Source organism: Pseudomonas sp. BP6 (assembly GCF_017875935.1).
Classification (GTDB): Bacteria; Pseudomonadota; Gammaproteobacteria; order Pseudomonadales; family Pseudomonadaceae; genus Aquipseudomonas; species Aquipseudomonas putida_Y.
The window spans coordinates 2412334-2437738 of sequence record NZ_JAGINI010000001.1 but is presented as its reverse complement, the minus strand read 5'-3'; the positions used below and the strand labels follow the sequence as shown (position 1 = coordinate 2437738).

The following is a 25405-nucleotide window of genomic DNA, read 5'->3' as shown; positions in this document are numbered from 1 at the left end:
GGCAGGTCTCCTGTTGAGGAAGGCAAAATTGCGTCGCGGACCATACGCCGCAGGGCAGAGCAGGTCAAGGGCAAAAACATGACAATGGCTTCATCCGGGAACGGCCTGCTGCCGGTCACGCCCACATGGAAAAAACCCTGGGCAGCCGGTAACCTTGCGCCTTCCTTTGCCATCACCCGGACCGTTCCATGCTGTTCAATCTCGCCATATTGTTCGGCACCCTGGTGGCCATGGAGGGCGTTGGTACGCTGGCTCACAAGTACATCATGCATGGCTGGGGCTGGTGGCTGCACCGCTCGCACCATGAGCCACACCTGGGCATGCTCGAAACCAACGACCTGTACCTGGTGGCCCTGGGGCTGATCGCCACGGCGCTGGTGGCGCTGGGCAAAAGTGGTTATGCGCCTTTGCAGTGGGTGGGCGGTGGTGTGGCAGGGTATGGGGCACTGTATGTACTGGCCCACGACGGCTTCTTTCACCGGCAGTGGCCGCGCAAGCCGCGGCCGGTCAACCGCTACCTGAAACGCTTGCACCGCGCGCACCGCCTGCACCATGCGGTGAAGGGGCGCACGGGGAGCGTGTCGTTCGGGTTCTTCTATGCGCCGCCGCTGAAGCTGTTGAAGCAGCAGCTGCGCAGCAGGCGCAGCCAATCGTGACGCATCCCTGGCACGCCCGGCACCTGCCGGGCATTGGGTGACGTCAGTTCACGGTTTCACCCTTGGGCTCTGCCGCCACATGCCCGCGGCTCACCCACCAGCCAAACCCGGCCGCGGTAAAGAACATGATCAAGCTGTACAACGCAGCCGGCACCGCCATGGTCGCGTTGTTCAGCAGCGAAGGGCTCAACGCCAGGGCAATCGCCAAGGTCCCGTTATGGATGCCAATCTCCATACCAATGGCAATCGCCTGGCGCTTGGGAATGTTCAACAGCCGCGGCACCCAATAGCCCACCGTCAGGCTCAGCAGGTTGAACAGCAGCGCCGCCAGGCCCACCACCGGTGCGTACTCGACCACCGTCTGCCAGTCCTTGGCCAATGCCAGGACGATAGTGAAGGCCAGGAACAACGCAGCCACCAGCTTCATCGGTTTTTCCATGCGGGCAGCGAACGCCGGGGCGAAGTGGCGAATCAGCATGCCCAGCGCCACCGGCAGCAAGACAATGGCGAACACCTGCATGACCTTGGCGAACTGCAGTGGTATAGCCTGGTCGGAGGCCATGAACCAGCTCAGGGACAGGTTCACCAGCAACGGCATGGTCAGGATCGCGATCAGTGAGTTGACCGCCGTCAGGGTGATGTTCAACGCCACGTCACCGTGGGCCAGATGGCTGAACAGGTTGGCCGTGGTACCGCCCGGCGAAGCAGCCAGCAGCATCAGCCCCACTGCCAGGGCTGATTCCAGGCCAAAGCCATTGGCGATCAGAAAGCACACCAGCGGCAACAGCAGGATCTGGCACACCAGGCCCACCACCACGGGCTTTGGGTACTTCACCACGCGAGCGAAGTCAGCCAGGGTCAGTGACAACCCAAGGCCAAGCATGATGATGCCCAGGGCAAGCGGCAGAAACGCAGTGAGCAGGGGCGAGGCAGTCATGAGGGCGTTCTCGGGCGAAGGATCTGAAGCAGTGTAGGTCGGCCCTGATTGATAGCTAATTGCAAAGGGCCAGCTCTTGGTAACCGTTTGTTACCACGTGCAGCAGCTGGCGAGGCTGCATGCCGCATTGCAGCAGGCATGCAGGCGAAGTAGCATTCCGTTTTTACCTTAGGATTAGCCTGATATGCCGTTCCAGCAAGGTCTGCTTGCCACCCCGGTGCCGGCCCACGCCCGTCACCTGTTCTTCACCCTGCAGTCGCCCGAGGCGTTGCCTGCCGCGCTGGATGCCTTGCTGCCGCAGGTCGATGGCGAACAGTTGCTGCTCGGCGTAGGCGCCCCGCTGGCCAAGGCCCTGGGCCTTGAAATACCAGGCTTGCGCCCATTCCCACTGCTGGATGCCGCAGTGGAGAACCCCAGCACTCAACACGCCCTGTGGCTGTGGCTGCGTGGCGACGAACGTGGCGACCTGCTGCTGCGCGCCCAGGCCCTGGAGCAGGCGCTGGCACCGGCCCTGCAACTGGCCGACAGCGTTGATGGCTTCCTGCACAGGGGTGGCCATGACCTTACCGGTTACGAAGACGGCACCGAAAACCCGGTGGACGAAGATGCCGTACAAGCGGCCATTGCCGCCGATGGCTCCAGTTTTGCCGCGTTCCAGCTGTGGAAGCACGACCTGGAATACTTCAAGTCGCTGCCCCAGGCTGACCAGGACAACATCATCGGCCGCCGCCTGAGCGACAACGAAGAGCTCGACGACGCCCCGGAGTCCGCGCACGTCAAACGCACCGCCCAGGAAAGCTTTGAACCCGAGGCGTTCATGGTCCGTCGCTCGGTAGCCTGGGCCGACCAACGCGGCGCCGGCCTGGCTTTCGTCGCTCTGGGCAAAAGCTTCGAGGCATTCGAAGTGCAGTTGCGGCGCATGAGTGGCCTGGAAGACGGCATCATCGACGGACTGTACCGCTTTAGCCGCCCGCTGACGGGTGGCTACTACTGGTGCCCGCCGATGGGCGAGACGGGTGTTGATCTGAGCCTGTTGCTGCGGGCCTGATCACTAAACATCCAGATACAGAAACACCCGCAGGCGAGTAACAGAGCGGCTAGCCTTGAAAGTTTCCGGTTTATGACGGGAGATTTTCCGTGTACGCACGTCGTGATGTCCTACGCGCAGGTGCAGCATTGGGGTTGCTGGCTGCTGCCAGCCCTTGGCTGCACGCTGCCGTGCCGGCTGGTTTGCTAGCCCGTAAAATACCGTCCACCGGTGAAGCGTTGCCGGTGATCGGTGCCGGTACTTCCGGCAGTTTCGAGGTAGTAAGCGGTTCACCCCAATACCTTCAGCTCAAAACCGTGCTGAAGGCGTTCTTCGAAGGCGGCGGCCGGGTGATCGACACCTCGCCCAACTACGGGGGGGCCGACCGCATTCTCGGCCAGTTGCTGGAAGAGGGCGGCTGGCACCGCCAGTGCTTCATTGCCACCAAGATCGCCGCCAATAGCCGGGCTGAAGCCCAGGCGCAGTGGGTCGGCAGCCTCAAGAGCCTGCGTACCGACAAGGTGGACTTGCTGCAGATTCACAACCTGCGTGACTGGCAGACACAGCTGCCTTATGCCCGCGAGCTGAAGCAGCAGGGCGGGACACGTTATGTCGGCATCACCCATTACCTGAACAGCGGCCACGATGACGTCGCCCGTATCGTGCGCAGCGAGCCGCTTGACTTCATCCAGATCAACTACGCGGTCAACGCCCCCGCCGCCGCCCGTGAACTGCTGCCACTGTGTCAGGACAAGGGTGTTGCGGTACTGATCAACCGGGCCTTCGACGATGGCCGGCTGTTCGCCCGGGTCAAAGGCCAGGCCTTGCCGGGCTGGGCCGCCGAAGCAGGCATCGGCAGCTGGGCACAGCTATTTCTCAAGTTCGCCATCAGCCACCCTGCAGTGACCACGGTCATACCTGCTACCAGTCGGCCTGACCGCCAGCTCGATCAGCTCAAGGCCGGGCATGGGCCAATGCTCACCCAGGCGCAGCAACAGGCGCTGATCAAGCAGTTCGCCTGACACCATGCAAGCCTGGCGGCGGCGCCTGGACCATGCGCTGAACATCCAGCCTGGTGAGGGGCCGGCGGTAATCGCCGGCTTGCTGCTGTTCTACCTGTTGTTCACCGGTTACTTCATGCTACGACCGGTGCGCGAGACCATGGGCGTTGCCGGTGGCGTGGAAAACCTGCAATGGTTGTTCACGGGCACCTTCATTGCCACGTTGGCGTGCCTGCCGCTGTTTGGCTGGCTAGCATCCAAGGTGCAGCGCAGGCACATCCTGCCTTGGACCTATGGTTTTTTCGTCAGCAACCTGTTGCTGTTCGCGGCACTGTTGGCCGGTAACCCTGACGATCTGTGGACCGCCCGGGCTTTCTACATCTGGCTGTCGGTGTTCAATTTGCTGACGATCTCGCTGGCCTGGAGCGTGCTCGCCGATCTGTTTTCCACCGCCCAAGGCAAGCGCCTGTTCGGCCTGCTGGCAGCCGGGGCCAGCCTGGGCGGGCTTAGTGGCCCTCTTTTTGGCACCTTGCTGGTGGCGCCGCTCGGCCATGCTGGGTTGCTGGTGCTGGCGGCGGTATTTCTACTGGGCAGTATTGGCGCAACACTGTTCCTGCAACGCTGGCGAGCACGCCAACCCATCCCGATGCCAATCAAAAACCAGGACTCGCGGCCGCTGGGTGGCAACCCGTTCACGGGCGCCACCGCTGTACTGGGCTCGCCCTATTTGCTAGGTATCGCTTTGTTCGTCGTGTTGCTGGCCAGCGTCAGTACATTCCTGTACTTCGAGCAGGCGCGTATTGTCAGCGAAACCTTCACTGATCGCACCCGGCAGACACAGGTGTTCGGCCTGATCGACACTGTAGTGCAGGCGTTGGCCATCATCACCCAGGTCTTTCTTACCGGGCGCCTGGCCCGTCGGCTGGGTGTCGGTGTATTGCTGGTAGCCGTGCCGCTGGTGATGGCTGCGGGCTTCTTGTGGCTGGCACTGGCCCCGGTGTTCGCGATATTCGTGGTGGTCATGGTGGTGCGCCGGGCAGGCGAATACGCACTGGTACGACCAGGGCGGGAGATGCTGTTCACCGTGCTGCCCGCCGAGGACAAGTACAAAGCCAAAAACTTCATCGACACGGTGGTCTACCGTGGCGGCGATGCCCTGAGCGGCTGGGTCAAGCGTGCACTGGACGTGTTGGGCGAGCACCCGCAATTGGCGATGCTGATCGGTGCGCTGCTTGCCGTGGGCTGGGCCGCGACAGGTGGCTGGCTGGGCCGGCGCCAGGCGCGCATGGAGAGCCCGCCGCACCACTGACAAGCGCACCCAATATGGCAATGTCGCTGAACGCCACCGGCCCGAACCTCTCGTAATAAAGCGAATCTGCCGATATCGCCGGGACTTGCATTTAGGCTGTGTTGGCCGACAATGGCCGCGCCCTTTGCAGCCACTCGGAAACACCTGCTCTATGATGCTGATCAAGCAATTCCCCGACATTTCCCTGGATGACACGCTGTTCGTCTTTGCCCTCGAGGCCGAGGCTGGCGATGTCTTTACCGAGGTGAACACCGTGTTCACCGGCATTGGCAAGGTCAATGCCGCTATCGCCCTGACCAAGGCGATCGCAACGCGCAGGCCCAAACTTATCGTCAACCTGGGCTCGGCTGGCAGCCAGCGTCATGGCAAGGGCGAAGTCGTGTGCTGTAACCGCTTCGTACAACGCGACATGGATGTGACCGCGCTGGGCTTTGCCCGCTATGAAACGCCCTTGTCCGATACCCCGGTGGTACTCGAGCACGGGGCGGTAATTCCCGGCCTGGCTGTGGAAACCTGTGGCAGCGGTGACAGCTTCGAGATCAACCATGGCGACGCACCTTATGACGTGGTCGACATGGAAGCCTACGTACTGGCATTGATCGCGCGTGGCGAAGGTATTCCGTTCGTGTGCCTGAAATACATTTCCGATGACGCCGGCAGCGATGCCGCGGGGGATTGGGCAGTGCAAGTGCACCTGGCGGCCGAAGCGTTCAAACGGGTGCTGTTCAGCCAGGCGTGACGGTTGCCGCAGGGCAGGGCAGCTAAACCTTTGTCGCCCGGCGCAGTCACTTCTGGTATCAGCAGGCAACCCTGGGAGCACCCTCATGGCTCGGGCAATCTGGAAAGGCGCCATCAGTTTTGGCCTTGTGCACATCCCCGTGGCACTCAATACCGCCGTGCGCACCGAGCGTGTGGATTTCGACTGGCTGGACAAGCGCAGCATGGAGCCGGTCGGCTACAAGCGGGTGAACAAGGTGACCGGCAAGGAAATCGACAAGGACAATATCGTCAAGGGCGTAGAGTTCGAGAAGGGCCGCTACGTGGTGATCAGTGAGGAGGAGATCCGCAAGGCCCGGCCCGAAGCGACCCAGACGATCGATATCTTTTCCTTTGTGGAAGCGGGCGACATTCCGCTGCAGCATTTTGATACGCCGTACTACCTGACACCGGACCGCCGTGGCGGCAAGGTGTACGCCTTGCTGCGCGAGACGCTGGAAAAGACCGGCAAGGTGGCCCTGGCCACCGTGGTATTGCATACCCGGCAGCACCTGGCGCTGCTGCGGCCGCTGGACGATGCGCTGGTGATGATCACCTTGCGCTGGCCTGAAGAGGTGCGAGGGCTGGAAACGCTGGAGCTGGACTCCAGCGTCACCGACAGTAAGGTGGAGAAGCGCGAGCTGGAGATGGCCAAGCGCCTGGTAGAGGACATGAGCGGGCCCTGGAAGCCTGAGGATTATCATGACGCCTTCCGCCAGACGATCATGGACCTGGTGGAAGAGAAAGCCAGCAAGGGCAAGATCGAGGCGGTGGAGAAGGGCGACGCAGGTGGGGCCGAGAAAGGTGCGGACATCCTCGACCTGACCGAACTGCTCAAGCGCAGCCTGGGTGGCAAGAAACCGGTGAAGAAAACGCGCAAAGCTTCATGAACACTGCCGAAATCCCAGTGATTTCAGGACTGCGCCTGTAACCCGGCCAGGTAATCCCCAAACCCCTCGCGGGCGCGGCTATCGCGCCGGCTGCTGGTGGCCACACTATGCCTGGCGGTCCAGATGATCTGGGCACCGCTGGCCTGCAGGTCGCTGACCAGTTGCACATCTTCATGCGCCGCCAAGGGCTGGAAGCCACCCACACGCTCATAAGCATCGGCACATACCCCCAGGTTCGCGCCGTGCACATGCCGATGCCCTTCATACGCCTGGTAGCGGCTCTGGTACAGCTTGCGCAGCGCGGCGGTCTGCCAGGGTTGCCAGTACTCGACATGCACGGTGCCGCAAACCACCTCGGCGCTACAGGCCAGCTGCGACAGCAGCCAGTGCGCAGGGACTCGGCTGTCCGCATCAGTGCACGCCAGCCACGTGGCGCCACGCTCGACCATGTGCGCCGCCCCAACACGACGTGCCATGCCGACATTACCGGCATCCACCTCCAGCGTGTGTACACCGAAACGCCGCGCCACGGCGGCGCTGCCGTCGCTGCAGCGGTCCAGCACCACCAGCACTTCCACGTGCAGTCCCGCTTGCTGCGCCTGCCGGGCAGCCACCAGCACCGCCCGCAGGCATCGCCCAAGGCGGCGGGCTTCGTTATGCGCCGGGATGACAACGGCGATCATGGGCAAGTCTCATCGAGATCGACGACGCTTGGCTGGCATGACCAGCACTCCAGCAAAAAGTCCGCCTCCTCATGCCGGAACTGCAGATGCAACGGCAAATGCCGGGTCAACATACGGTGCACCTCGCGACCATCCTGCGGGCAACCCGCGATAGGGTGCTTCCAGTGGCAGGCCAGTAGCGTGCCGTCGTAGCCAAGGCTGGCCACCGATTGTTCGATCACTTGCAGCCAGTCAGTGGGATCAAGGTAATAGCCCACCTCGCTGAGCACGATCAGGTCAAAGCGCCCGCCCGGCCAGTCCCCCGGTAGCCGGGCCCGCTCGACCGTAGCATTGTGCACGTGAGCCAGGCGTTCGCGGGCCAGGCCTACGGCTGTCGGGTCCAGGTCTTGGCACAGCAGCTCGGCGCAACGCTCGGCCAGCAGCGCACTGAGCTCACCATTCGCGCAGGCAGGCTCGAACACACGCTGATAGCACTGCCGTGGCAGGCTGGCCATGACCAGCTCGCGTTTGCGCTTCTCATACCAGCGGGTGCGGAAGGCCCAAGGGTCTTCATTGGTGGCGTATAGCTCGGCAAAATACTGTGGATCAAGGCTCATGACAGCTCCATTCAAAGGAACACCAGTTCGAAAGGTTGCAGAAGGCAATCCAGCAGGTGTGGCGGTAGCACCGGCGGCTGCTCGCCGTCCGGCTGCAACTGGCTGACGTGGGCGGCCAAAGCCTTGCGCTTGCGTGCCAGACGGCTTTCATCGAGCTGCATGCGGTGCGCACGGGGCCATGGCAGGCGCGGGTCGTCAGGCTCAGCCCAGTGCCAGGCCCAGACTGGTACCTCAGCCAATTGCACCCCACGGTTTGCCGCCGCATGCGCAGCGGCGCGGCCAACGGCCTCGTGATCGCAATGGCCGTCACTGCGCCAGGTGGCCATCAGTAGGTCATCGGGGCGCAGTAACTGCGTGAGGTGACTGACCAGAAACGCTTCTTCGCGCGGCAACTGGCCGTCCTTCAGATGGAGCCTGCGCCAGTCCAGGCGCTCAAGGTCCAGGCCGAGCTGTTGCAGGGCCTGTCGGCTTTCCTGGGGGCGCTGGCGGCGCAAGCGATGTTCGGTCCAATGGCTGGAGCCGGGGTGGCTGCCTTCGCCGTCGGTGGCGGAGATCAGCACCAGCTCATCCTCGCGCCCCTTGAAACCTGCCAGCAGGCCGCCGGCCATGAGAATTTCGTCATCCGGATGCGGCGCAATCAATACCAGCCGGCGCCCCGGCGGGCACAGTTGGCGTGAGTCGAGCCAGGTCGCACGCGCCAGGTGCGCGCTTTGCTGCCATGCGGCCCACGGCGTGCCATCCGCGGACTGGATGAGGTTCTGGCTCATAGCTGCCACACCCCGGCTGGCAAACGGGCCAACTGCTGGCCGAGCATCGCCAGATCGCGCTCGGCATGGCTTTGGCGCAGGAACACCGGCAGGTCGGCGCTCAGCCGGGAAAAATGACTGCTGCGACAGAACGGCGTGGCCCCCAAGGCACGACCGACGTGGCTGATAACCTGCTCTACGGCCTGTTCTACCTGGGCGCGGGTGCGGCGAACTTCGAAACTGGCATCCACGCCGGGCTGTTGATCGATCCAGGCAGCACACTCACGCAGTGACGCCCGGGCGCCATGCAACGCAGCGTCCACAGCCCCCAGATGCGCATCGGCATGCGGGTCTGGGCGGGGTTTGCGGCAATGTTCACGCAGGTAATCCGCCAGCGCCTCGGCCGCGCCGTACCAGCAGGCGGCGATACCCGCACCGCCTTGCCAGAAGCCAGGGCGCGAAAGGTATTGGCCTGGCGTGCCGATGAGCGTGCCTGGGGTATCGTTGAACGCCACCTCGACACTGGCGGTAGTGGCCATGCCAACGGCCTGCCAGTGTTCGATGTTCAGGCCCTGGCTTGGCTGCGACAGCTCGATTGCCACCAATTGCGGCTGCTCGGCCTCATCCCAGGCGGTAATCAGCGCGCGATCGATCTGCAAGGCACCGGAACACCAGGCTTTGGTGCCGTTCAGGCGCACCTGGTCGCCTTCACGCGCAGTGATGAGGACCCGTGCATCGGGCGGCTCTGCCGCCCACACGCCCCAGATGCCGTCGTTGGCGTGGTGCGCTGCGCCGCATTCCGCGAGGATCGCCAACGCATCGGTATGGCCCTCATAGAGCTTGGCCAACGCCAGGTCGCAACCTGCCACCCGTGCCAAGGTCTGCCAGCGCAGCAAAGTGTTGCCTTGCCCCGGCAGCGGTAGCAGGTCGAGGTGATCAGCTTGCAGCGCCTGGATCAGTTGCGGCAATTGGCTGTCGAGGTTGAGCGGTAACTGGCGTTCGCCAAAGGTGCGTAACAGGCGGTCAAGGGTGGTCAGGTTGAAGTCCTGAACGATGCTCATGGGCGGGCCTCCCGGTTCGTGTCCAATCGCTGTGGCGTCATCATTCGAGCCCTAGCTGCTTGCGCCTGCGCGCGGTGATCGACTGGCGTACCTTGCCCATGTCGGCCCAAGGGTCGTCGACCTCCGCCAGGCGCTCGCGCAGGTTGGTGATGTTCCATTGATTGGCGCTTTTTATTTGCGCCAGTTCCTCACGCCAGACAGGTACCGATACAGGCAGCCCGTCACGGGCACGCAGTGAATAGGCGCACGCCGTGGTGGCGCCCTTGCCATTGCGCAGGTAGTCGATGAAGATGCGTCCCACGCGATTTTTCGGCCCCGACACCGCGCTCAGGCGCTCCGGGAACAGCTTGGCCAGGTAATTGACGATGGCGTGGCTGAAGTCCTTGACCTCGTCCCACCCGGTTCGCCGGGTCAAGGGCACGACCACGTGAATACCCTTGCCACCACTGGTTTTCAGAAACACCTTCAGGCCCAGCTCGTCCAGCAGGGTGAGGGTCAGTTGGGTCGCCTCCACCATTGCCTTCCAGGGCAGCGCGGGGTCAGGGTCCAGGTCGAGGACAAAACGGTCCGGTTTGTCGAAGTCCTTGTCCGTGGCGTTCCAGGTGTGCAGCTCCAGCATGTTCATCTGCACCGCGCCCAGCAGCGTGTCCGGGCGATTGATGACCATCGCCGCCTGGCCTGCCTCGGCCTTTTCATAGCTGATTAGGTTGGGTATGTGCAGCTGGCCCGCGTTTTTCTGGAAGAACAGCTCGCCGCCCAGACCGTCCGGGGCGCGCACCAATGCCACCGGGCGGTGCTTGAGCTGGGGCAGGATCCACTGGCTGATGCCGGCGTAATACTCGGCGACCTCGCGCTTGGTCACCCCAGTGGTGGGATCAATGACCCGGTCGGGGTGGGTCAGGCGGAGTTCACCCAGGTTTTCAGACGCCTTGGCCTGCTTGTTGCGGTTGGATACAGTCGTTGCGGGCATGGCGCGCTCCAGGTCAATGGCGGTTGCCGCCTTGTCATCGCGCAGTCCGTGGAATACCGAGTGGCGCACGATGCCGTCACGGGTCATTTGGGCATAGGCGACTTCGGCCAACAGCTGGGGCCGCAGCCAGTGCACACCACGCGCCTGGGCACCGGCAGGCGGCGAGGGCAGGGCTGGCCTGGCGATTTCCAGGGGCTTGAGCCGCGCGTGGATGCTGCCCAGTGTCGTGGTATTGAAGCCGGTACCTACCTTCCCGGCATAGCGCAGCTCGCCACTTTCGTTGTCGTGCAGGGCCAGCAGCAGGGCACCAAAGCCGCTGCGGCTGCCTTTGGGGTCGGTGTAGCCGACGATCACGAATTCCTGGCGTTGCTTGCACTTGAGCTTGATCCAGTCTGGGCTGCGGCGGCCGCTGTAAACACTGTCAGCTCGCTTTCCGATCAGGCCTTCCAGCTTCAGCCGGCAGGCACTGTCGAGCAGTGACCCGACAGGTTGGTCGAAGTCGGCGGAATACTTGATGACGTCGGAATGGTTGTGTTCAAGCAGTTGGCGCAATGTATCGCGGCGGTTCTGCAGCGGTAGCTGTCGCAGGTCCTGACCGCCCAGAAAAGGCAGGTCGAACAGGTAATAAGTGATGTGTTCGTCGTGCTCGGTATCGAAGGCGTTCTGCAACGCCTGGAAGTCAGCCATGCCATTCTCATCAGCCACCACCATTTCGCCGTCGAGCCAGGCCGAGTCGATACTGAGTGCGCGCAGGGCAGCAACCTGCCGGGGCATCTTGCTGCTCCAGTCATGGCCGTTGCGGGTGAACAGGCGGATGTCCTGGCCCTCGATACGGGCGAGGATACGGTAGCCATCGAACTTGACTTCGTAGCGCCAGTCGCCGCTGGGTGGAGAATCCACTAGCGTGGCCAGCTGCGGCGGCAGCTGCGCTGGCAACGGTGCAGTCTGAGCTTTGCCGGGGCGTTTACGGCTGCTGCGCGGTGTAGCGGCTTTTTTCGCAGCGGGTTTGCGTGGCACCAGCGTGCGCTCGCTGAGCACGCTGTCGGGCAGGGCCTCGACAATGCTGTACTCCGCTTCGCTGCGCGCCTGGGCATCGTGTGACTTGACCAGCATCCATTGCTCTTTCTTGCCGGCCAGGTGGGTGCGGAACAGGTTCCACACGCCGCCAAGCTTCTCACCTTGCAGGCGGAAACGCAGCTTGCCTTTGGCGTAGCCTTCATGGGCATCGCCTTCAGGCTCCCAAATGCCACGGTCCCAGACGATCACGTCCCCTGCACCATAGTGGCCTTCAGGGATATGCCCCTCGAAATCGGCGTAGTCCAACGGGTGGTCCTCCACATGCACTGCCAGGCGACGCACCTTGGGGTCCAGCGATGGGCCTTTGGGGATCGCCCAGCTTTTCAAGGTGCCATCGAGTTCCAGGCGGAAGTCGTAGTGCAAGTGACTGGCATCGTGTTTCTGGATGCAGAACTGCAGCGCATGAGCCCGCTTGCCCTGGATGCGTTTGCCGCTGGGCTCGGGTGTGGCGTTGAAGTTGCGCTTGCGCGCGTATTCCTGCAGGGGCTTGGCCATGGCGGGCTCCGGGCAGATCTCAGTCTCTAAGGTGGGAGGCGTCGGCCGAGGCGGTAGTTCAAAAAACTCTGAATCTTCCATGAGCTGGCGCAGTCGACCGAATGAAGCCAACTGATGGAGAACGCACATGGCCCGACCCGATGAACCTAAGCCGTACACACCCAGCGAAATCGATGACACCGAAGACCGCATGGGCAGCGTGCATGAGCTGGATTTCGATGAACGCCTGGATGAGCGTGAAGGGCGTGTGGGCGACGAACGACCGGCCGCCGAGGTCGCCCGTGAGTTTCCCCCCCGACGCGTGGCGCAGAGTGGCATGACCGGCGGCGAGGCGCTGAGTGACAGCCTGCATGAGGACAATGTTACCGATGACGATTTGAGCCCGGACACGCTGCTTGACGAAACCGGTGCACGCGATCCCCACGAGCCGGGCGGCAGAGGCGGTCCGGCAGACCAACGCCTGCGGCAGGTGGATGCCGATGAGATTGGTGGCGGCACTGGCCTGGACGAGGCCGAACTGGCCCGCTCCGCGCCGCTGGATGGGGTGCCCTGGACCGATGATGTGATTGACGACGAGGAGAACAAGCCATGAACGAACAACGCTGCGCGTGCACGCATTGTTCCTGCACGGTGGATGCCAATGCCCTGCAGCGCGACGGTAAGGCATATTGCTGCGAGGCCTGCGCCAGCGGCCACCGCAAGGGTGAGCCATGCCGGATGCAGGACTGCCATTGTGGTGAAAAGCCGGGCGAGAATGCGGTGGACAATGCGCTGGATGAAACCTATCCGGCGAGTGACCCCATTTCGCCCTGAGGCCGATAGGCGGGCTGCCCTTTCACCCGGGCGCCAGTCATTGGGGCCTCGGGTGTTGCGTTGCCTGCTTCGCGGGTAAACCCGCTCCTACATTTACGGCGCATGGCTTGCGCGGGGTTGGTTTCCTGGCGCGCGCCCCCCCGTAGGAGCGGGTTCACCCGCGAACACCGGCGCAGCCGGTGCCACGCAACGCGTCGCATTTGTCACCTCCAGCGCACATGGCCCCTTTCAGGTCTGGGCAGGCTTGTCGCGCCGGCGCATGGCCTTGGCGCGCTTTTCCAGGATCAGGTAGGTCACCACCGCCAACAGCAGCGGAATCAGGTAGTACAGCGTGCGGTAGCCGAGCAGGGCAGCCACCAGCGTGCCTTGGGCCATCTGCCCATGCAGCAGGGCCAGAAACACCGCCTCCAGCACGCCCAGCCCCGCAGGGATGTGCGCAACCACCCCAGCCACACAACTGATCAGCAGGATGCCGAGAATCGACGGGTAGAAGGCTTCGCCCGGTAGCAACCAGAAGATCAGCAGCGCCATCAGCGCCCAGTTGCTGGCACCCAGCACCACCTGGCAAAGCGCCAGACGCAGCGAGGGCAGCGTCACTTCGTGGTCGCGCCAGCACCAGGTGCGCTTCTTGGCAAAACCACAGGCCAGCAGGTAGCCTCCAGCAATCGCCAGCAGCAGCAAGCCGATCAGGCGCAGGCCTGTAGTGCCTACCGCCCAGTTGCCGGGCATCTCGACCAGGCCCAGGGCGAAGACGGTGCCGGCCAGCAGCATGTAACCCATCCAGTTGGTCAACAGGCCCAAGGTGAGGATTCGCGTAATGGTCGCGGTATCCAGGCCCAGTCGGCCATAGAGCCGGTAGCGCAAGGCAACCCCGCCTACCCAGGTAGTGAAGTTGAGGTTGAAGGCATAACACACGAACGCGACTGGCAATACCTGACGGGCAGGTAGTGTATGGCCGGTGTAAGCCCGGGCGAGCAGGTCGTAACTGGCAAACGCGAAATAGCTGCACAACGCGATCGCCAAGCCGATGACAAGGGTGCCAGGTTTGTAGGCCAGCAAAGACTGGCGCACTTCATTCCAGTCCAGATTGCGCGCCAGCAGGTACAACAGCACAGGGATCAGGATCAGGAACGCAAGCGTAAACAAGCGTTTGCCCCAGGTTTGCCAGTTTTTGCCCGCCATCAGGAATTGCCCTCGTGCAGTTTGCCCTGGGGTTCGGCGTCCGGCTGCAGCGAGCGTAATCGCTGCCGGTGCGCAGGGAACCAACCCGCAATGCGCGGGAAGTGACGGATCACGTGGAAACACACGAAGATCAACGGTGCTCGCCACCAGTAGCCGCGAATCATCCGCTCCAAGGTAACCGGTTTGCATTGCTCGCTGGCCAGTGCTTGCAAATGCTGGTGCAGTTGCTGGTTGAAGGCTCGATCACGAATGAACAGGTTGGCCTCCAGGTTGAACGACAGGCTCAGAGGATCGAGGTTGCTGGAGCCAACTGTGGCCCACTGGTCGTCTACCAGTGCCACCTTGCCGTGCAACGGCCGCTGGCAGTACTCATGAATCATCACGCCGTCGCGCAGCAGGTAGTTGTATAGCAGGCGCGACAGCGCACGTACCCAGCGCATGTCAGGCTGGCCCTGCAAAATCAAGTGAACCTCCACGCCACGCCGGGCCGCGTTACGCAACTCTCGCATCAACCGATAGCCTGGAAAGAAGTACGCATTGGCGACCACGATGCGTTGCCTGGCCTTGCGAAAAGCCTGAAGGTAGTACGCTTCTATATCGTTACTGCGCATCCCGTTGTCGCGCTCGATCAACACCGCGTCGCTCCCCCCGGCAGGCTCGGTAACCGGGCGCACTGCACTGGGGGGCTGCAACACGGGGGACATCAGGCGCTTGCTGGAGGCATGTACCTGCGCCACCACCGGGCCGGTGACCTCCACGGCATAGTCCTGCTTGGCCATGGCACCAAAGTCACCCAAATGGTCGGCGCTGTAGTTGATACCGCCGATGAAGGCCCGCTCGCCATCGACCACCACGATCTTGCGGTGCAAACGGCGGAACAGGTTAGTGCGCATGCCTAACAACCGGGGTTGTGGATCGAACGCGTGAAAGCTTACGCCCGCATCGGTCATCGCTGAAATGAATGCAGCCGGCAGGTCGGCTGTGCCGTAGCCGTCCGCAGCCACTTCCACGCGCACACCACGCCGGGCAGCGTCGATCAACACCTGCTGCAATTGCTGGCCCACCTTGTCGTCGAAGATGATGAAGGTTTCCAGCAGTATTTCTTCCCGCGCCTTGGCCATGGCCTCGAACACGCGGGGGTAGTACTGCTCGCCATTGATCAGCAACTGCACGCTGTTGCCCTCTACCCAAGGTCGGTTCACAGGTTGATCTCCGCAGCCAGTGGTACGTGGTCGGACAGATGCGACCACGGGTATTTCGACAGCACCTGGGCAGCGCCCGGCATGGCGTTACGCACGTAGATGCGGTCCAGACGCAACAACGGCAGGCGCGCCGGGAAACTGCGCGCTGGGGTGCCGAAGGCCTCTGTCAGGTGCTCGCTCAGCACCGCGTCCGCCTTCAGCCGCCAGTCGTTGAAATCGCCGGCGATGATGACCGGCGCTGTGGGCGGCAGGCTGGCCAGCAGGTCCAGCATCAGCTTCACCTGGCTCTGCCGGTGGGCTTCCCGCAGGCCCAGGTGTACGCATACCGCATGCACCTCGTCATGGCCCGGCACCTCCAGCTGGCAATGCAGCAGGCCACGCTGTTCATTGCCCTGCACCGAGACATCCAGGTTGTCGAAGCGGCTGATGGGGAATTTCGACAGCAGTGCGTTGCCGTGATCGCCATGTGGATACACGGCATTGCGACCGTAGGCGAACTGCGGCCACATGCTGTCGGCCAGAAACTCGTACTGCGGCGTTTCTGGCCAGGCAGGGTGGCGCAAGGCGTGCTGCTGATGACTGCCGTGCACCTCTTGCAGAAACACCAGGTCGGCGCCGGTGGCGCGTACCGCCTCGCGCAACTCGGGCAAGATGAAGCGCCGGTTGAAGAAGGTGAAGCCTTTGTGCACGTTCAGCGTCAACACATTGAGCCGGCGTACAGCGGTCACCTTGTCGATGATGCAGCGTGGGGTGGGCAGGGTCTTGTTCACAAGGCCACCTCCGGCACCATGCCAGGCTCAGTCATCAGCTCATGGTCCAACGACAGCTTTTGCAGCAAGCGCCTGGCGTCGTATGGCGCGTGAACCTTCTGGTCGTTGTCGAAGTAGCAGTATACATCCCGTGTCGCACGCCGAGGCGGCGGCCCCGGCACGATCAGACGGGCATCGTCCGCCTGGTTACCTTCACTCCATTGCTGGATACGTTGTTTCCAGCGCCGTAGCGCGCGTGCGGTATATCCGCTGCTGTACAGCTCCACATCCCCGTGCAGGCGCATGTAGACGAAGTCGGCGGTCACATCTTCGACACAGGGCCACTTGCCGGCGCTGTCGGCAACCACCAGCGCCACGCGATGCTTGCGTAACAGCTTGATGAAGGCTTCGCAGAGAAAGCTCTCGTGGCGGATTTCCACGGCGTGACGCAAGCGTGCATTGCCCTTGATGGCAAGGCTGCCATTGCCCTTGAGGCGTTCGGTGCAGCCTTGGGCGCGTTCACGGGCCGCTTTGCGGGTGTGAGGCAGCAGCTCGAAAAACCGGGCAAAACGGTCTTCATCGAACTTCATGCTGGGAGGGAACTGCCACAGGAACGGCCCGAGCTTTTCGCCCAACAGCAGCGGCCCGGAGGCAAAAAAGTTGGCCACTGGCTCTTCGATGTCCTTCAGCCGCCGCACATGGGTGATATAGCGCGGCCCCTTGACCGCGAACACGAAGCCGTCCGGTGTTTGTTCACGCCAGCCCAGATAGCGCTCGGGCGTTTGCAGGCTGTAGAACGAGCCATTGATCTCGATGCTGTTCACCGCCCGTGAAGCGAATGCCAGTTCATCGTCCTGCTTCAGGCCTTTGGGGTAGAAATCCTTGCGCCAGGGGCCATAGCGCCACCCGGAGATACCGATGCGAATATCGCTCACGCTGCCGTCCTCACTGCCGGTTCCTTGTTCGGTCGCTCTGAAGGTGCGACCGGCAAAGGCCGGCGAGGGTTCACAACGCTTGACCAACGGAAATGCTGACGCCGAGTTGAACTTTGTAGCGGCTGGCGTCTCCACCGCATACCCGCTTCATGGCAGGGTGCCAGGATGAAATTCGACCGCCTCGCCCTCTGGCAGATTGCCGGGCAGGGTGACGATGTGCTGTAGAACAAGCAATGACCTGCCACCCGTGGAGGCAAGCATGGCCAGACATATCATCCACTTCACCGGACCGATCAATTCGTCTACCTGCGGCAACCTGATCAGTACCTGCTCGCGGGCATTGCAACAGGGTGCCGAAACGCTGCAACTGAACATCGCCACCATGGGCGGCGAGTGCAGCTATGGGTTTACCCTTTACAACTTTCTGCGGGCGTTACCCGTAGAGGTGCATACCCACAACCTGGGCACGGTGGAATCCATGGGCAATATCCTCTTCCTGGCCGGGGAGCGACGTACGGCTTGCAGTTTCAGCAAGTTTCTTTTCCACCCGTTTCATTGGACCTTGCATGGCTCGGTAGACCATTCGCGGATGTCCGAGTATGCAATGAGCCTGGATTACGACTTGCGTCTGTATGCGCAGATCGTGGCCGAGCGCACGAAAGGCGCGGCCGAGGTTCTGGATGTACCGCGCTATCTAATGGCCTATCCAAGGATACTGGCGCCGCGGGAGGCGCTGGAAAACGGAATGATCCATGCAATCGACGAGATGCCGATCGCGTCAGACGCCGTTCAGTGGAGTGTGCACGCCTAGCTTACCGAACGGACGCCGCAGTGCCGGGGGCACAAGCCAGCAAGGAGCGGATCTGGGCCTTGATCTCGCCCTTTACCGTAGCCACCTGGTCGAGGTGAGCAAAGTGGCAATCGGAAATTTCGTGCCACAGCGATAAAACAGGCTCTCGAAACCGAGGCAGGGGCACACATTCGGCCACTGGCACCAAAGGTTCGACAAAATTTTGAATCTTCCGGTCACGGCCAGATCAATCAAAATGTCATCCATGGAGAAGAGGAGGCCCCCTGCGATGCCTAGCCCACAGCTGTACATAATTGATTACAAACTGCATGACCAGCCGCGCAGCTTCATCATTCGCCTGGAACGTCTGGATAATGCCGAGGCCTGGCATTGGGCAAGTTGTGATGCGGGCATCGGCATCATTCCCAAGTTCGGTCGCGAGAAGATCAGGAAAGTCAGTCGGCCGATGGCCGAGCGTTACGGCATTACCGCCGTGAGCTGGCGGATTTCGGGGAGCAAGCCCAACCAGTCGGTGGGCGATCCGGCGGCGATGGTTTAATAGCTCGCTTGCAACCGGTAGAAGAAACTGCAGGAGCGGACGTGCCCGCTCCTGCAGGGTACGCTGATACTCATAGTGTCAGGCGCCAGACTCAGGGTCGCTGGCCGGGACGCCGGGCCGGTTTTCCTCATCATCAGTCACATTGGGGTCGGTATCCGGGTCGTCTGCCCGATCATTGCGTCGATCCGGCTCCAGCTCCGGCCAGTCATCTTCAACATTGCCGCCACCCATTCGCAGTAGGGAATCCATGGTGCAGTCCTCGTTCATGATCCTCATGAATTGAGATCGACAGGTGCACGCCAGAGGTCCACTGAGCATTGGCAGTCGCTGACCAACGGTTTCAAATGCCTGAATACTTCACGGCAGCCACGTAGGTGCATTGATCCCAAGTGCCTTGAGCTGCTACCGGCCTCTTCGCGGGTGAACCCGCTCCTACGAGGGCGCTGCGCAGTACCGGGCAAAGGCGGCTTGCCCGGGAAGAGGCCGGTAGCTTCAACCCATCATTCTGGCTTTTTCAGCACCAAGGTCAGGATGTCATAGCTGGCCACCAGTTCACCCAGCTGATTGGTTACCTCCACATCCCATGCCACCACCCCCTGCGGCTGCCCCAGCGGGCTGGTCTTGCCCTGGTCGATCTTGCGCTTGCAGGTCAGGCGCGCCTGGATGGTATCGCCAATGCCCACCGGGTTGATGAAGCGCAGGGTGTCCAGCCCATAGTTGGCCAGCACCGGGCCGGCACCGGGCGACACGAACAGCCCGGCCGCTGCCGACAGTACGAAGTAACCGTGGGCAATGCGTTTACCGAACTGCGACGCCTTGGCGGCGATTTCGTCGAAGTGCATATAGAAATGGTCGCCGGAGAGGCAGCCGAAATTGACCAGGTCAGCTTCCGTCACGGTGCGGCGATGGGTGAGCAGCGACTCGCCGATACGCAACTGCTCGAAGTAGCGACGGAACGGGTGCACTTCGGTTTCGATCACTTCGCCGCCGCGCACGTACTCGCCGGTGACCGCCGTGAGCATGCTCGGCGAGCCTTGTACTGCCGCGCGCTGCAGGTAGTGCTTGACCGCACGCAGGCCACCCAGCTCTTCACCACCACCGGCGCGGCCCGGGCCACCGTGCTTGAGCTGCGGCAGTGGCGAGCCGTGACCGGTGGACTCTTTGGCGGCCTGGCTATCGAGCACCAGCAGTCGGCCATGCCAGGCAGCAGCCACCGGGATAGCCTTGGCGGCCACGCTGCGGTCGGCGGTGACCAGGGTCGCCACCAGGCTGCCTTTGCCACGGGCAGCCAGTGCCAAGGCCTCGTCGAGGTCGTCATAGGCCATCAGCGTACTGACCGGGCCGAACGCTTCGATGTCGTGGGCGCCGCCCTCGGCATGCGGGTCGCGGGCCTGCAACAAGGTTGGCGCAAAGAACGCGCCTTCAGCCACGCCTTCGCCACGCGGGGCAAAGCCATCGCTGGCGCCAAACAGTTGATCACAACTCTGCAGCAGGCTGCGCACCCGCTCGCCAACGTCGCGCTGTTGGTCATGGGAGGCCAGGGCCCCCATGCGCACACCTTCCAGCGACGGGTCGCCAACCACGACCTTGCTCAGGCGCTCGCGCAGGCGGGTGGCAACGGCATCCAGGTGCCTGGCCGGAACGATCGCCCGGCGGATGGCGGTGCATTTCTGCCCGGCTTTAGTGGTCATTTCACGCACCACTTCCTTGATGTACAGGTCGAACTCTTCGCTGTCCGGTGTCACGTCCGGGCCGAGGATGGCGCAGTTGAGCGAGTCGGCCTCGGCAGTGAACGGCACCGAGTTGCGAATCAGGTTGGGCGTCACGCGCAATTTGGCAGCGGTATCGGCAGAACCAGTGAAAGTCACCACGTCCTGGCCTTGCAGGCGGTCGAGCAGGTCGCCGGTGCTGCCTATCACAAGCTGCAGGCTGCCTTCGGGCAGCAGGCCTGAGGCATTCATCAGGCGCACCACGGCCTCGGTCAAATAGCTGGTCGAGGTCGCCGGCTTGACGATGCAGGGCATACCGGCAAGGAACGTCGGGGCAAACTTTTCCAGCATGCCCCAGATGGGGAAGTTGAACGCGTTGATATGCACCGCAACGCCTGCCCGTGGCACCAGGATGTGACTGCCGGCGAAATGGCCTTGTTTGCCCAACGGTATGGCTGGGCCTTCGTGCACCAGGTTACCCGACGGCAGCTCGCGGCTGCCGATGCCGGCATAGGAGAACAGCGTGGCGTTGCCGCCTTCGATGTCGATCCAGCTGTCAGCCCGGGTGGCGCCGCTGTGGTGCGACAGGGCGTAGAGCTGCTCCTTGCGTTCGGCCAGGTACAGGGCCAGGGCTTTGAGGCGTTGGGCACGCTGTTGGAAATCCATGCCCATCAGCGAGGCAAGGCCACGTGCACGCGCGTAGTCCACAGCTTCGGCGAAGTCTGGGCGCTCTTCATGGCTGTAGGCCAGTACGTGGCCGTCGAGGGCGCTGCGCAGGGCCTGGGCGCCGTGCTGGCCGAGCCAACGGCCGGCGATGAAACTTTGCAGAGTAGGGGCGGCAGACATGCTGTTCTCCGTGCTGTTCAAAAAGAGGGGGGCGCTGTTACCACAGCGCCAGGGTGTAGCCGATGATCAGGCGGTTTTCGTCCACGGCGTTGGTCAGGCCGTTGCCGGAGCGGAAGGTGACATTGCGCCAGCGCAGGCTGACGTCTTTAAGCGGGCCGCTCTGAATGACATAAGCGATGTCGGTGTCGCGCTCGCGCTCGCGGCCATTGGTCACGGTGGCAGTTTCGGCGTGGCGACCGTCGGTGTAGCGGGTCATGAAACTCAGGCCGGGAATGCCCATGGCAACGAAGTCGTAGTCGTAGCGTACTTGCCAAGAGTCCAGCCCGGCGCGGGTGAAGGTGTTGTAGGTGACCAGGTTGACGGTGAACGGGTCGCCGCCGTTGACGAACGGGAAGGCGCTGTCACCGGACATCTGCTGCCAGGTGGCGGTGAACTTGTGCGCCCGCACGCCCAGGGTAAACATGGCGTTGAAGTTACGGTTGTCGATGTTGCCGGCACGCTCGGCACCGTCGTTGCGGCTGTCGAAGTAGCGCAGGTCACTGCGCAGGCTCACACCTTCTGCCAGTGGGCGGGTGTCGATCAGCCCGACGAATTGCTGACGGTAGATGTCCTGGAGCTTGGCGTAGTAATAGCTGACCGTGGTTTGCGGCGTGATGGCGTAGCTGCCACCACCAAAGTCCAGGTGGTCACTGCTGGCTGCGCCATAGCCGATATCATCGCGGCCAGAGGAATCGCGTAGATTGGCCTTGGTCAGGCGCCCGGCATTGAAGGTGAGGCCATCAAGGTCCTGACTGGTGAGCAGCCCCCCCTGGAAGGTGGATGCCAGCAGGCGGGTGTCGTTGTACACCACCACCGGCAGGATCGGCTGCAAGGTGCCCAGGCGCAAGGTGCTCTTGGACACACGAACCTTGCCGGTCAGGCCCAGCTCACTGTAGTCGTCGACCGGTTCGTGGCTGTTCGGGCCAAAAGGCAGCAGGCCGGTGTTGCGACGGTCGCGGCTGGAGTCGAGCTTGATGCCCAACTGCCCCAGCGCGTCCACGCCAAAGCCGACCGGGCCCTCGGTGAAACCCGATTCCAGCTTGGCGGTAAAGCCCTGGCCCCATTCCTCGGCCTTGGCCTGCGGGGCGTTGCTTTGGCGGAAGTCGCGGTTGAGGTAGTGGTTGCGCAGCTCCAGGCGAGCATGGCTGTCGCCGATGAAGTCGGCCAGCGCGGGCATGGGCAGGGCGAGGGTGGCCAGCCAGGCGGCTGACAGGAAGTGTGTGCGGTTCATTGTTGTTGTTTTACCCGACATGTCTGTTCGTCCTTGAAGTCAGTGTTTGCTGGCGCCAGCCGCACCGATACCGGTCATGGAGCGGATGAACTGGCCCAGGTAGCGGCCACGCTCTTCAACGGCACGTTCGGAGCTGTCGGTAACCGAGAACACCCAGGCACTGAGGAAGGCCAGGCTCATGGAGAACAGTGCCGGGTTGCTGTAGGGGAACAGCGCCGTTTCGTTGTGCAGCACGTTGACCCACACCGCCGGGCCCAGCACCACCAACAGCACCGCCGAGACCAGCCCGGCCATGCTGCCGCACACCGCGCCGCGGGTGGTCAGGCCTTTCCAGAACATCGAAAGGAGCAGCACCGGGAAGTTGACCGAAGCGGCCACCGCCAGCACCAGGCCGGACAGGAAGGCAATGTTCTGCGACTCGAACATCAGGCCCAGGATCACTGCCAGCAGGCCTATGACCAGCGTGGCGATGCGCGACACGCGCATTTCCTCTTGCTCGGTGGCCTTGCCTTTGCGCATCACGCAGGCATACAGGTCGTGGGACACTGCCGAAGCCCCGGACAGCGCCAGGCCGGCAACCACCGCCAGAATGGTGGCGAAGGCCACGGCAGAGATGAAGCCGAGGAACAGGTTGCCACCCACGGCCTGGGCCAGGTGCACGGCGACCATGTTGCCACCACCGATGATTGCGCCGGAGGCGTCGCGGTAGGACGGCTCGGTGCCGACCATGACGATGGCGCCAAAGCCGACAATGATCAGCAGCAGGTAGAAGTAACCAATGAAACCGGTGGCATAGAACACGCTCTTGCGTGCTTCCTTGGCATCACTGACAGTGAAGAAGCGCATCAGGATATGCGGCAGGCCAGCGGTGCCGAACATCATGCCCAAACCGAGGGAAATGGCGTCCACCGGGTTGGACAACAAGCCGCCTGGGGCCATGATCGCCTGGCCCTTGGCATGCACGGCCACGGCGCTGGCAAACATGGCCTCGGTGCTGAAGCCGAAGTGCTTGAGCACCATGAAAGCCATGAAACTGGTGCCCGACAGCAGCATTACCGCCTTGATGATCTGCACCCAGGTGGTGGCGAGCATGCCACCGAAGGTGACATAGGCAACCATCAGCACGCCGACCAGCATCACGGCGTACAGGTAGCTGATGCCGAACAGCAACTCGATCAGCTTGCCGGCACCGACCATTTGCGCCACCAGGTACATCAGCGCCACCACCAGGGTGCCGAAAGCCGAGGTCAAGCGCACCGGGGTTTGCGCCAGCCGGTAGCTGACCACGTCGGCGAAGGTGTACTTGCCCAGGTTGCGCAGCCGCTCGGCAATCAGGAACAGGATGATCGGCCAGCCTGCCAGGACACCGAGGGCATACAACAGGCCGTCGTAGCCGTTCATGAACATCATCGCGGAAATGCCCAGGAACGAAGCAGCACTGATCATGTCCCCAGCGATCGCCAGGCCGTTCTGCATGCCGGTCAGGCCCCCGCCGGCGGTGTAGAAGTCGCTGGCCGAGCGGGTCCGCAGGGCAGCCCAGCGGGTGACCAGCAGGGTGAAGCAGACAAACACCATGAACATCGAAATGGCTGTCCAGTTCATTGTGCGCACTCCTGCTTGACCTTGTCGTTGAGCGGGTCGAGCACGTTGTTGGCGCGGTGCACATAGATGCCGGTCAGGGCAAAGGACAGCAGCACCATCAGCACGCCCACCAGCATGCCGACAGTGGTTACGCCGCCGCTGAGGGACTGGCCGAGGGTGCTGGGCGAGAACGCGACCAGCAGGACGAAGCCGTAGTAGACCACCAGCATGGCCAGGGTCAGGCTGCCGTTCAGGCGGCGTTTGCGCCGCACCAGGTGCTGGAAGTCGGGGTGGTTGGCGATGCTTTCTATGCGTTCGGGTGTCATAGGTTGCGATCTCTGGGTGTTGTAATTGTTTTGTTGAGGTCACGCGGGGTATTGCGTTGCTGCTTAGGCCCTTCGCAGGCAGGAGGCTGCCATAGGGTCTTGCGCAGCCCCTGTAGGAGCGGGTTTACCCGCGAAGCAGTCGACTCGGTCTACAGCTGGTCGAAGTCAAGCACCACCTTGTCGCTCACCGGGTAGGTCTGGCACGACAGCACATACCCGGCCGCCACTTCGTAATCTTCGAGGGCATGGTTGCTGTCCATTTCCACTTCGCCCTCGATCACCCGGCACTTGCAGGTGGAGCACACGCCGGCCTTGCACGAGTAGGGCAGCTCGGCGCCGATGGCGTTGCCGGCGTCCAGTACGTTCTGGGTGTTGCGCGGCAGGTCGAAGCTCAGTGCCCGGCCGTCGCTGATTACGGTGATATGGCTAAGCGCCGAATCCACCTGGTGTGCCGCCTCACGGGCTTCGCGGCGGGCCTCGCTGCCGGCGGCGGCGAACAGCTCGAAGTGAATGCGTTCCTTGGCCATACCGTTGGCCTGCAGGCTGTCACGCACGGTTTCGGTCATCGCCTGCGGGCCGCAGATGAATGCCGCGTCCAGGCCGGGAACATCCAGCCAGCGCGAAAACAGTTGGCCGCATTTGTCAGCGTCGATGCGGCCGTTGTACAGGTCGACGTCCTGCTGTTCGCGGCTGAACACGAAAATCAGGTTCAAGCGGTCGAGGTAACGGTTTTTCAGGTCTTCGAGCTTGTCGCGGAACAGCGCCCCCGAACTGGAGCGGTTGCCGTACAGCAAGGTGAAACGGCTGTGCGGCTCGCTGGCCAGCGTGGTGGCGATGATCGACAGTATCGGGGTGATGCCGCTGCCGGCGGCCACCCCCAGATAGTTGCCCTGGCGAGCCGGGTCCAGAGGCACGAAGAAGCTCCCCGATGGCGGCATCACTTCCAGCTGCTGGCCGGCCTTGAGCACTTCATTGGCAAATGCCGAGAAGCGCCCGCCCGGCACGCGCTTGACGGCCACGCGCAGCTCGCCGTCCTGCACGGCGCTGCAGATGGAGTAGGAGCGGCGGACTTCTTCGTTGTCCAGCTGGGTACGCATGACCAGGTACTGGCCCTGAGTGAAGCGGAACTGGTCCTGCAGGTGCTCGGGCACATCGAAGGCAATCGATACCGCATCACGGGTCTCATTGCGCACTTGCTTGATGGTCAGGCTGTGAAACTGGCTCATGGTGGTCTCCACG

The 25405-nt window shown here is 62.7% G+C and carries 25 protein-coding genes and 2 pseudogenes; 10 read left to right on the top strand and 17 right to left on the bottom strand.

All coding sequences use genetic code 11. The features are described 5' to 3' along the window. Positions 1 to 188 precede the first annotated feature (188 nt). Positions 189 to 656, top strand: a complete 468-nt coding sequence (locus J3A98_RS11145; protein WP_209966144.1) for a sterol desaturase family protein — start codon at positions 189 to 191, stop codon at positions 654 to 656. 43 nt (positions 657 to 699) lie between these two features. Here the strand turns inward: J3A98_RS11145 and J3A98_RS11140 are convergent, their stop codons facing one another. Further along, positions 700 to 1593, bottom strand: coding sequence for a bile acid:sodium symporter family protein (locus tag J3A98_RS11140; RefSeq protein WP_012052327.1), 894 nt, complete (start codon positions 1591 to 1593; stop codon positions 700 to 702). 184 nt (positions 1594 to 1777) lie between these two features. Here J3A98_RS11140 and J3A98_RS11135 point away from each other — a divergent pair, with 184 nt between their 5' ends. The 5 genes from J3A98_RS11135 to J3A98_RS11115 all read left to right on the top strand — a co-directional run bounded on the left by J3A98_RS11135 (position 1778) and on the right by J3A98_RS11115 (position 6576). Then, positions 1778 to 2641 carry a Dyp-type peroxidase gene (locus J3A98_RS11135; protein WP_209966142.1) on the top strand — a complete coding sequence of 288 codons (864 nt, stop codon included), beginning with the start codon at positions 1778 to 1780 and terminating at the stop codon, positions 2639 to 2641. 89 nt (positions 2642 to 2730) lie between these two features. Beyond that, positions 2731 to 3642: an aldo/keto reductase gene (locus J3A98_RS11130; RefSeq protein ID WP_209966139.1), complete on the top strand. Its 912-nt coding sequence runs from the start codon at positions 2731 to 2733 to the stop codon at positions 3640 to 3642. A gap of 4 nt (positions 3643 to 3646) precedes the next feature. Further along, positions 3647 to 4930: an MFS transporter gene (locus J3A98_RS11125; protein WP_209966137.1), complete on the top strand. Its 1284-nt coding sequence runs from the start codon at positions 3647 to 3649 to the stop codon at positions 4928 to 4930. A 151-nt stretch (positions 4931 to 5081) separates the two neighbouring features. After that, the gene (locus J3A98_RS11120; RefSeq protein ID WP_209966134.1) at positions 5082 to 5669 is read left to right on the top strand and encodes a nucleosidase; all 588 of its coding nucleotides are present in this window, start codon (positions 5082 to 5084) and stop codon (positions 5667 to 5669) included. Positions 5670 to 5754: 85 nt separating this feature from the next. After that, positions 5755 to 6576 carry a Ku protein gene (locus J3A98_RS11115; RefSeq protein WP_209966132.1) on the top strand — a complete coding sequence of 274 codons (822 nt, stop codon included), beginning with the start codon at positions 5755 to 5757 and terminating at the stop codon, positions 6574 to 6576. 23 nt (positions 6577 to 6599) lie between these two features. Here the strand turns inward: J3A98_RS11115 and J3A98_RS11110 are convergent, their stop codons facing one another. The 5 genes from J3A98_RS11110 to ligD are packed head-to-tail and all read right to left on the bottom strand — an operon-like array spanning position 6600 to position 12204. Further along, positions 6600 to 7259 (bottom strand): glycosyltransferase, encoded by a 660-nt coding sequence (locus tag J3A98_RS11110; protein WP_209966129.1) that lies wholly within the window; start codon positions 7257 to 7259, stop codon positions 6600 to 6602. After that, the gene (locus J3A98_RS11105; RefSeq protein WP_209966127.1) at positions 7256 to 7855 is read right to left on the bottom strand and encodes an SAM-dependent methyltransferase; all 600 of its coding nucleotides are present in this window, start codon (positions 7853 to 7855) and stop codon (positions 7256 to 7258) included. The genes J3A98_RS11110 and J3A98_RS11105 overlap by 4 nt, the downstream gene beginning before the upstream one ends. 11 nt (positions 7856 to 7866) lie before the next feature. Further along, on the bottom strand, positions 7867 to 8622 hold the full coding sequence (locus J3A98_RS11100; RefSeq protein WP_209966125.1) for a PIG-L family deacetylase: 756 nt from the start codon (positions 8620 to 8622) through the stop codon (positions 7867 to 7869). Continuing rightward, a complete protein-coding gene (locus J3A98_RS11095; protein WP_209966123.1) occupies positions 8619 to 9662 on the bottom strand; it encodes an acyl-CoA dehydrogenase family protein in 1044 nt (347 codons plus the stop codon). The genes J3A98_RS11100 and J3A98_RS11095 overlap by 4 nt, the downstream gene beginning before the upstream one ends. Positions 9663 to 9702: 40 nt before the next feature. Then, the gene (gene ligD, locus J3A98_RS11090; protein ID WP_209966121.1) at positions 9703 to 12204 is read right to left on the bottom strand and encodes a DNA ligase D; all 2502 of its coding nucleotides are present in this window, start codon (positions 12202 to 12204) and stop codon (positions 9703 to 9705) included. A gap of 127 nt (positions 12205 to 12331) precedes the next feature. On the opposite strand from ligD, the gene J3A98_RS11085 reads away from it, so the two are divergent. Further along, complete coding sequence (locus J3A98_RS11085; protein WP_209966119.1) at positions 12332 to 12796, top strand: phosphotransferase system, HPr-related protein; 465 nt, start codon at positions 12332 to 12334, stop codon at positions 12794 to 12796. After that, positions 12793 to 13017, top strand: a complete 225-nt coding sequence (locus J3A98_RS11080) for a metallothionein (protein WP_209966117.1) — start codon at positions 12793 to 12795, stop codon at positions 13015 to 13017. The genes J3A98_RS11085 and J3A98_RS11080 overlap by 4 nt, the downstream gene beginning before the upstream one ends. Before the next feature lie 228 nt (positions 13018 to 13245). Here the strand turns inward: J3A98_RS11080 and J3A98_RS11075 are convergent, their stop codons facing one another. The 4 genes from J3A98_RS11075 to J3A98_RS11060 are packed head-to-tail and all read right to left on the bottom strand — an operon-like array spanning position 13246 to position 17220. Further along, complete coding sequence (locus J3A98_RS11075; RefSeq protein ID WP_176684230.1) at positions 13246 to 14199, bottom strand: lysylphosphatidylglycerol synthase domain-containing protein; 954 nt, start codon at positions 14197 to 14199, stop codon at positions 13246 to 13248. Further along, entirely contained in the window at positions 14199 to 15401 is a 1203-nt protein-coding gene (gene clsB / locus J3A98_RS11070) for a cardiolipin synthase ClsB (protein WP_176684229.1), read from the bottom strand. Before clsB ends, J3A98_RS11075 begins: the two co-directional genes overlap by 1 nt. Further along, positions 15398 to 16171 (bottom strand): endonuclease/exonuclease/phosphatase family protein, encoded by a 774-nt coding sequence (locus J3A98_RS11065; protein WP_176684228.1) that lies wholly within the window; start codon positions 16169 to 16171, stop codon positions 15398 to 15400. The genes clsB and J3A98_RS11065 overlap by 4 nt, the downstream gene beginning before the upstream one ends. Continuing rightward, positions 16168 to 17220 carry a DUF72 domain-containing protein gene (locus J3A98_RS11060; RefSeq protein WP_209966115.1) on the bottom strand — a complete coding sequence of 351 codons (1053 nt, stop codon included), beginning with the start codon at positions 17218 to 17220 and terminating at the stop codon, positions 16168 to 16170. The genes J3A98_RS11065 and J3A98_RS11060 overlap by 4 nt, the downstream gene beginning before the upstream one ends. Before the next feature lie 124 nt (positions 17221 to 17344). Here J3A98_RS11060 and J3A98_RS11055 point away from each other — a divergent pair, with 124 nt between their 5' ends. Then, on the top strand, positions 17345 to 17896 hold the full coding sequence (locus J3A98_RS11055) for an ATP-dependent Clp protease proteolytic subunit (protein WP_209966113.1): 552 nt from the start codon (positions 17345 to 17347) through the stop codon (positions 17894 to 17896). 1 nt (position 17897) lies between these two features. On the opposite strand, the pseudogene J3A98_RS27185 reads toward J3A98_RS11055, so the two are convergent. Beyond that, positions 17898 to 18020, bottom strand: a pseudogene (locus J3A98_RS27185) (DNA mismatch repair protein MutT); the annotation flags it as partial. Between the two features lie 144 nt (positions 18021 to 18164). Between J3A98_RS27185 and J3A98_RS11050 the strand changes: the two are divergent. Beyond that, entirely contained in the window at positions 18165 to 18434 is a 270-nt protein-coding gene (locus tag J3A98_RS11050; RefSeq protein WP_004374494.1) for a DUF6555 family protein, read from the top strand. Positions 18435 to 18512: 78 nt separating this feature from the next. Here J3A98_RS11050 and J3A98_RS11045 read toward each other — a convergent pair whose 3' ends face one another. The 6 genes and pseudogenes from J3A98_RS11045 to paaE all read right to left on the bottom strand — a co-directional run bounded on the left by J3A98_RS11045 (position 18513) and on the right by paaE (position 25392). Next, positions 18513 to 18683, bottom strand: coding sequence for a hypothetical protein (locus J3A98_RS11045; protein ID WP_155295227.1), 171 nt, complete (start codon positions 18681 to 18683; stop codon positions 18513 to 18515). 251 nt (positions 18684 to 18934) lie between these two features. After that, positions 18935 to 20989 (bottom strand): phenylacetic acid degradation bifunctional protein PaaZ, encoded by a 2055-nt coding sequence (gene paaZ, locus J3A98_RS11040; protein WP_209966111.1) that lies wholly within the window; start codon positions 20987 to 20989, stop codon positions 18935 to 18937. A 37-nt stretch (positions 20990 to 21026) separates the two neighbouring features. Next, positions 21027 to 22259, bottom strand: a complete 1233-nt coding sequence (locus J3A98_RS11035) for an OprD family porin (protein WP_209966109.1) — start codon at positions 22257 to 22259, stop codon at positions 21027 to 21029. 39 nt (positions 22260 to 22298) lie between these two features. Next, positions 22299 to 23861: pseudogene (locus J3A98_RS11030) on the bottom strand (cation acetate symporter); the annotation flags it as partial. Next, positions 23858 to 24166 carry a DUF485 domain-containing protein gene (locus J3A98_RS11025; RefSeq protein ID WP_004374508.1) on the bottom strand — a complete coding sequence of 103 codons (309 nt, stop codon included), beginning with the start codon at positions 24164 to 24166 and terminating at the stop codon, positions 23858 to 23860. The gene J3A98_RS11025 and the pseudogene J3A98_RS11030, both read right to left, overlap by 4 nt. A gap of 149 nt (positions 24167 to 24315) precedes the next feature. Beyond that, positions 24316 to 25392 (bottom strand): 1,2-phenylacetyl-CoA epoxidase subunit PaaE, encoded by a 1077-nt coding sequence (gene paaE, locus J3A98_RS11020; protein ID WP_209966107.1) that lies wholly within the window; start codon positions 25390 to 25392, stop codon positions 24316 to 24318. Positions 25393 to 25405 lie beyond the last annotated feature (13 nt).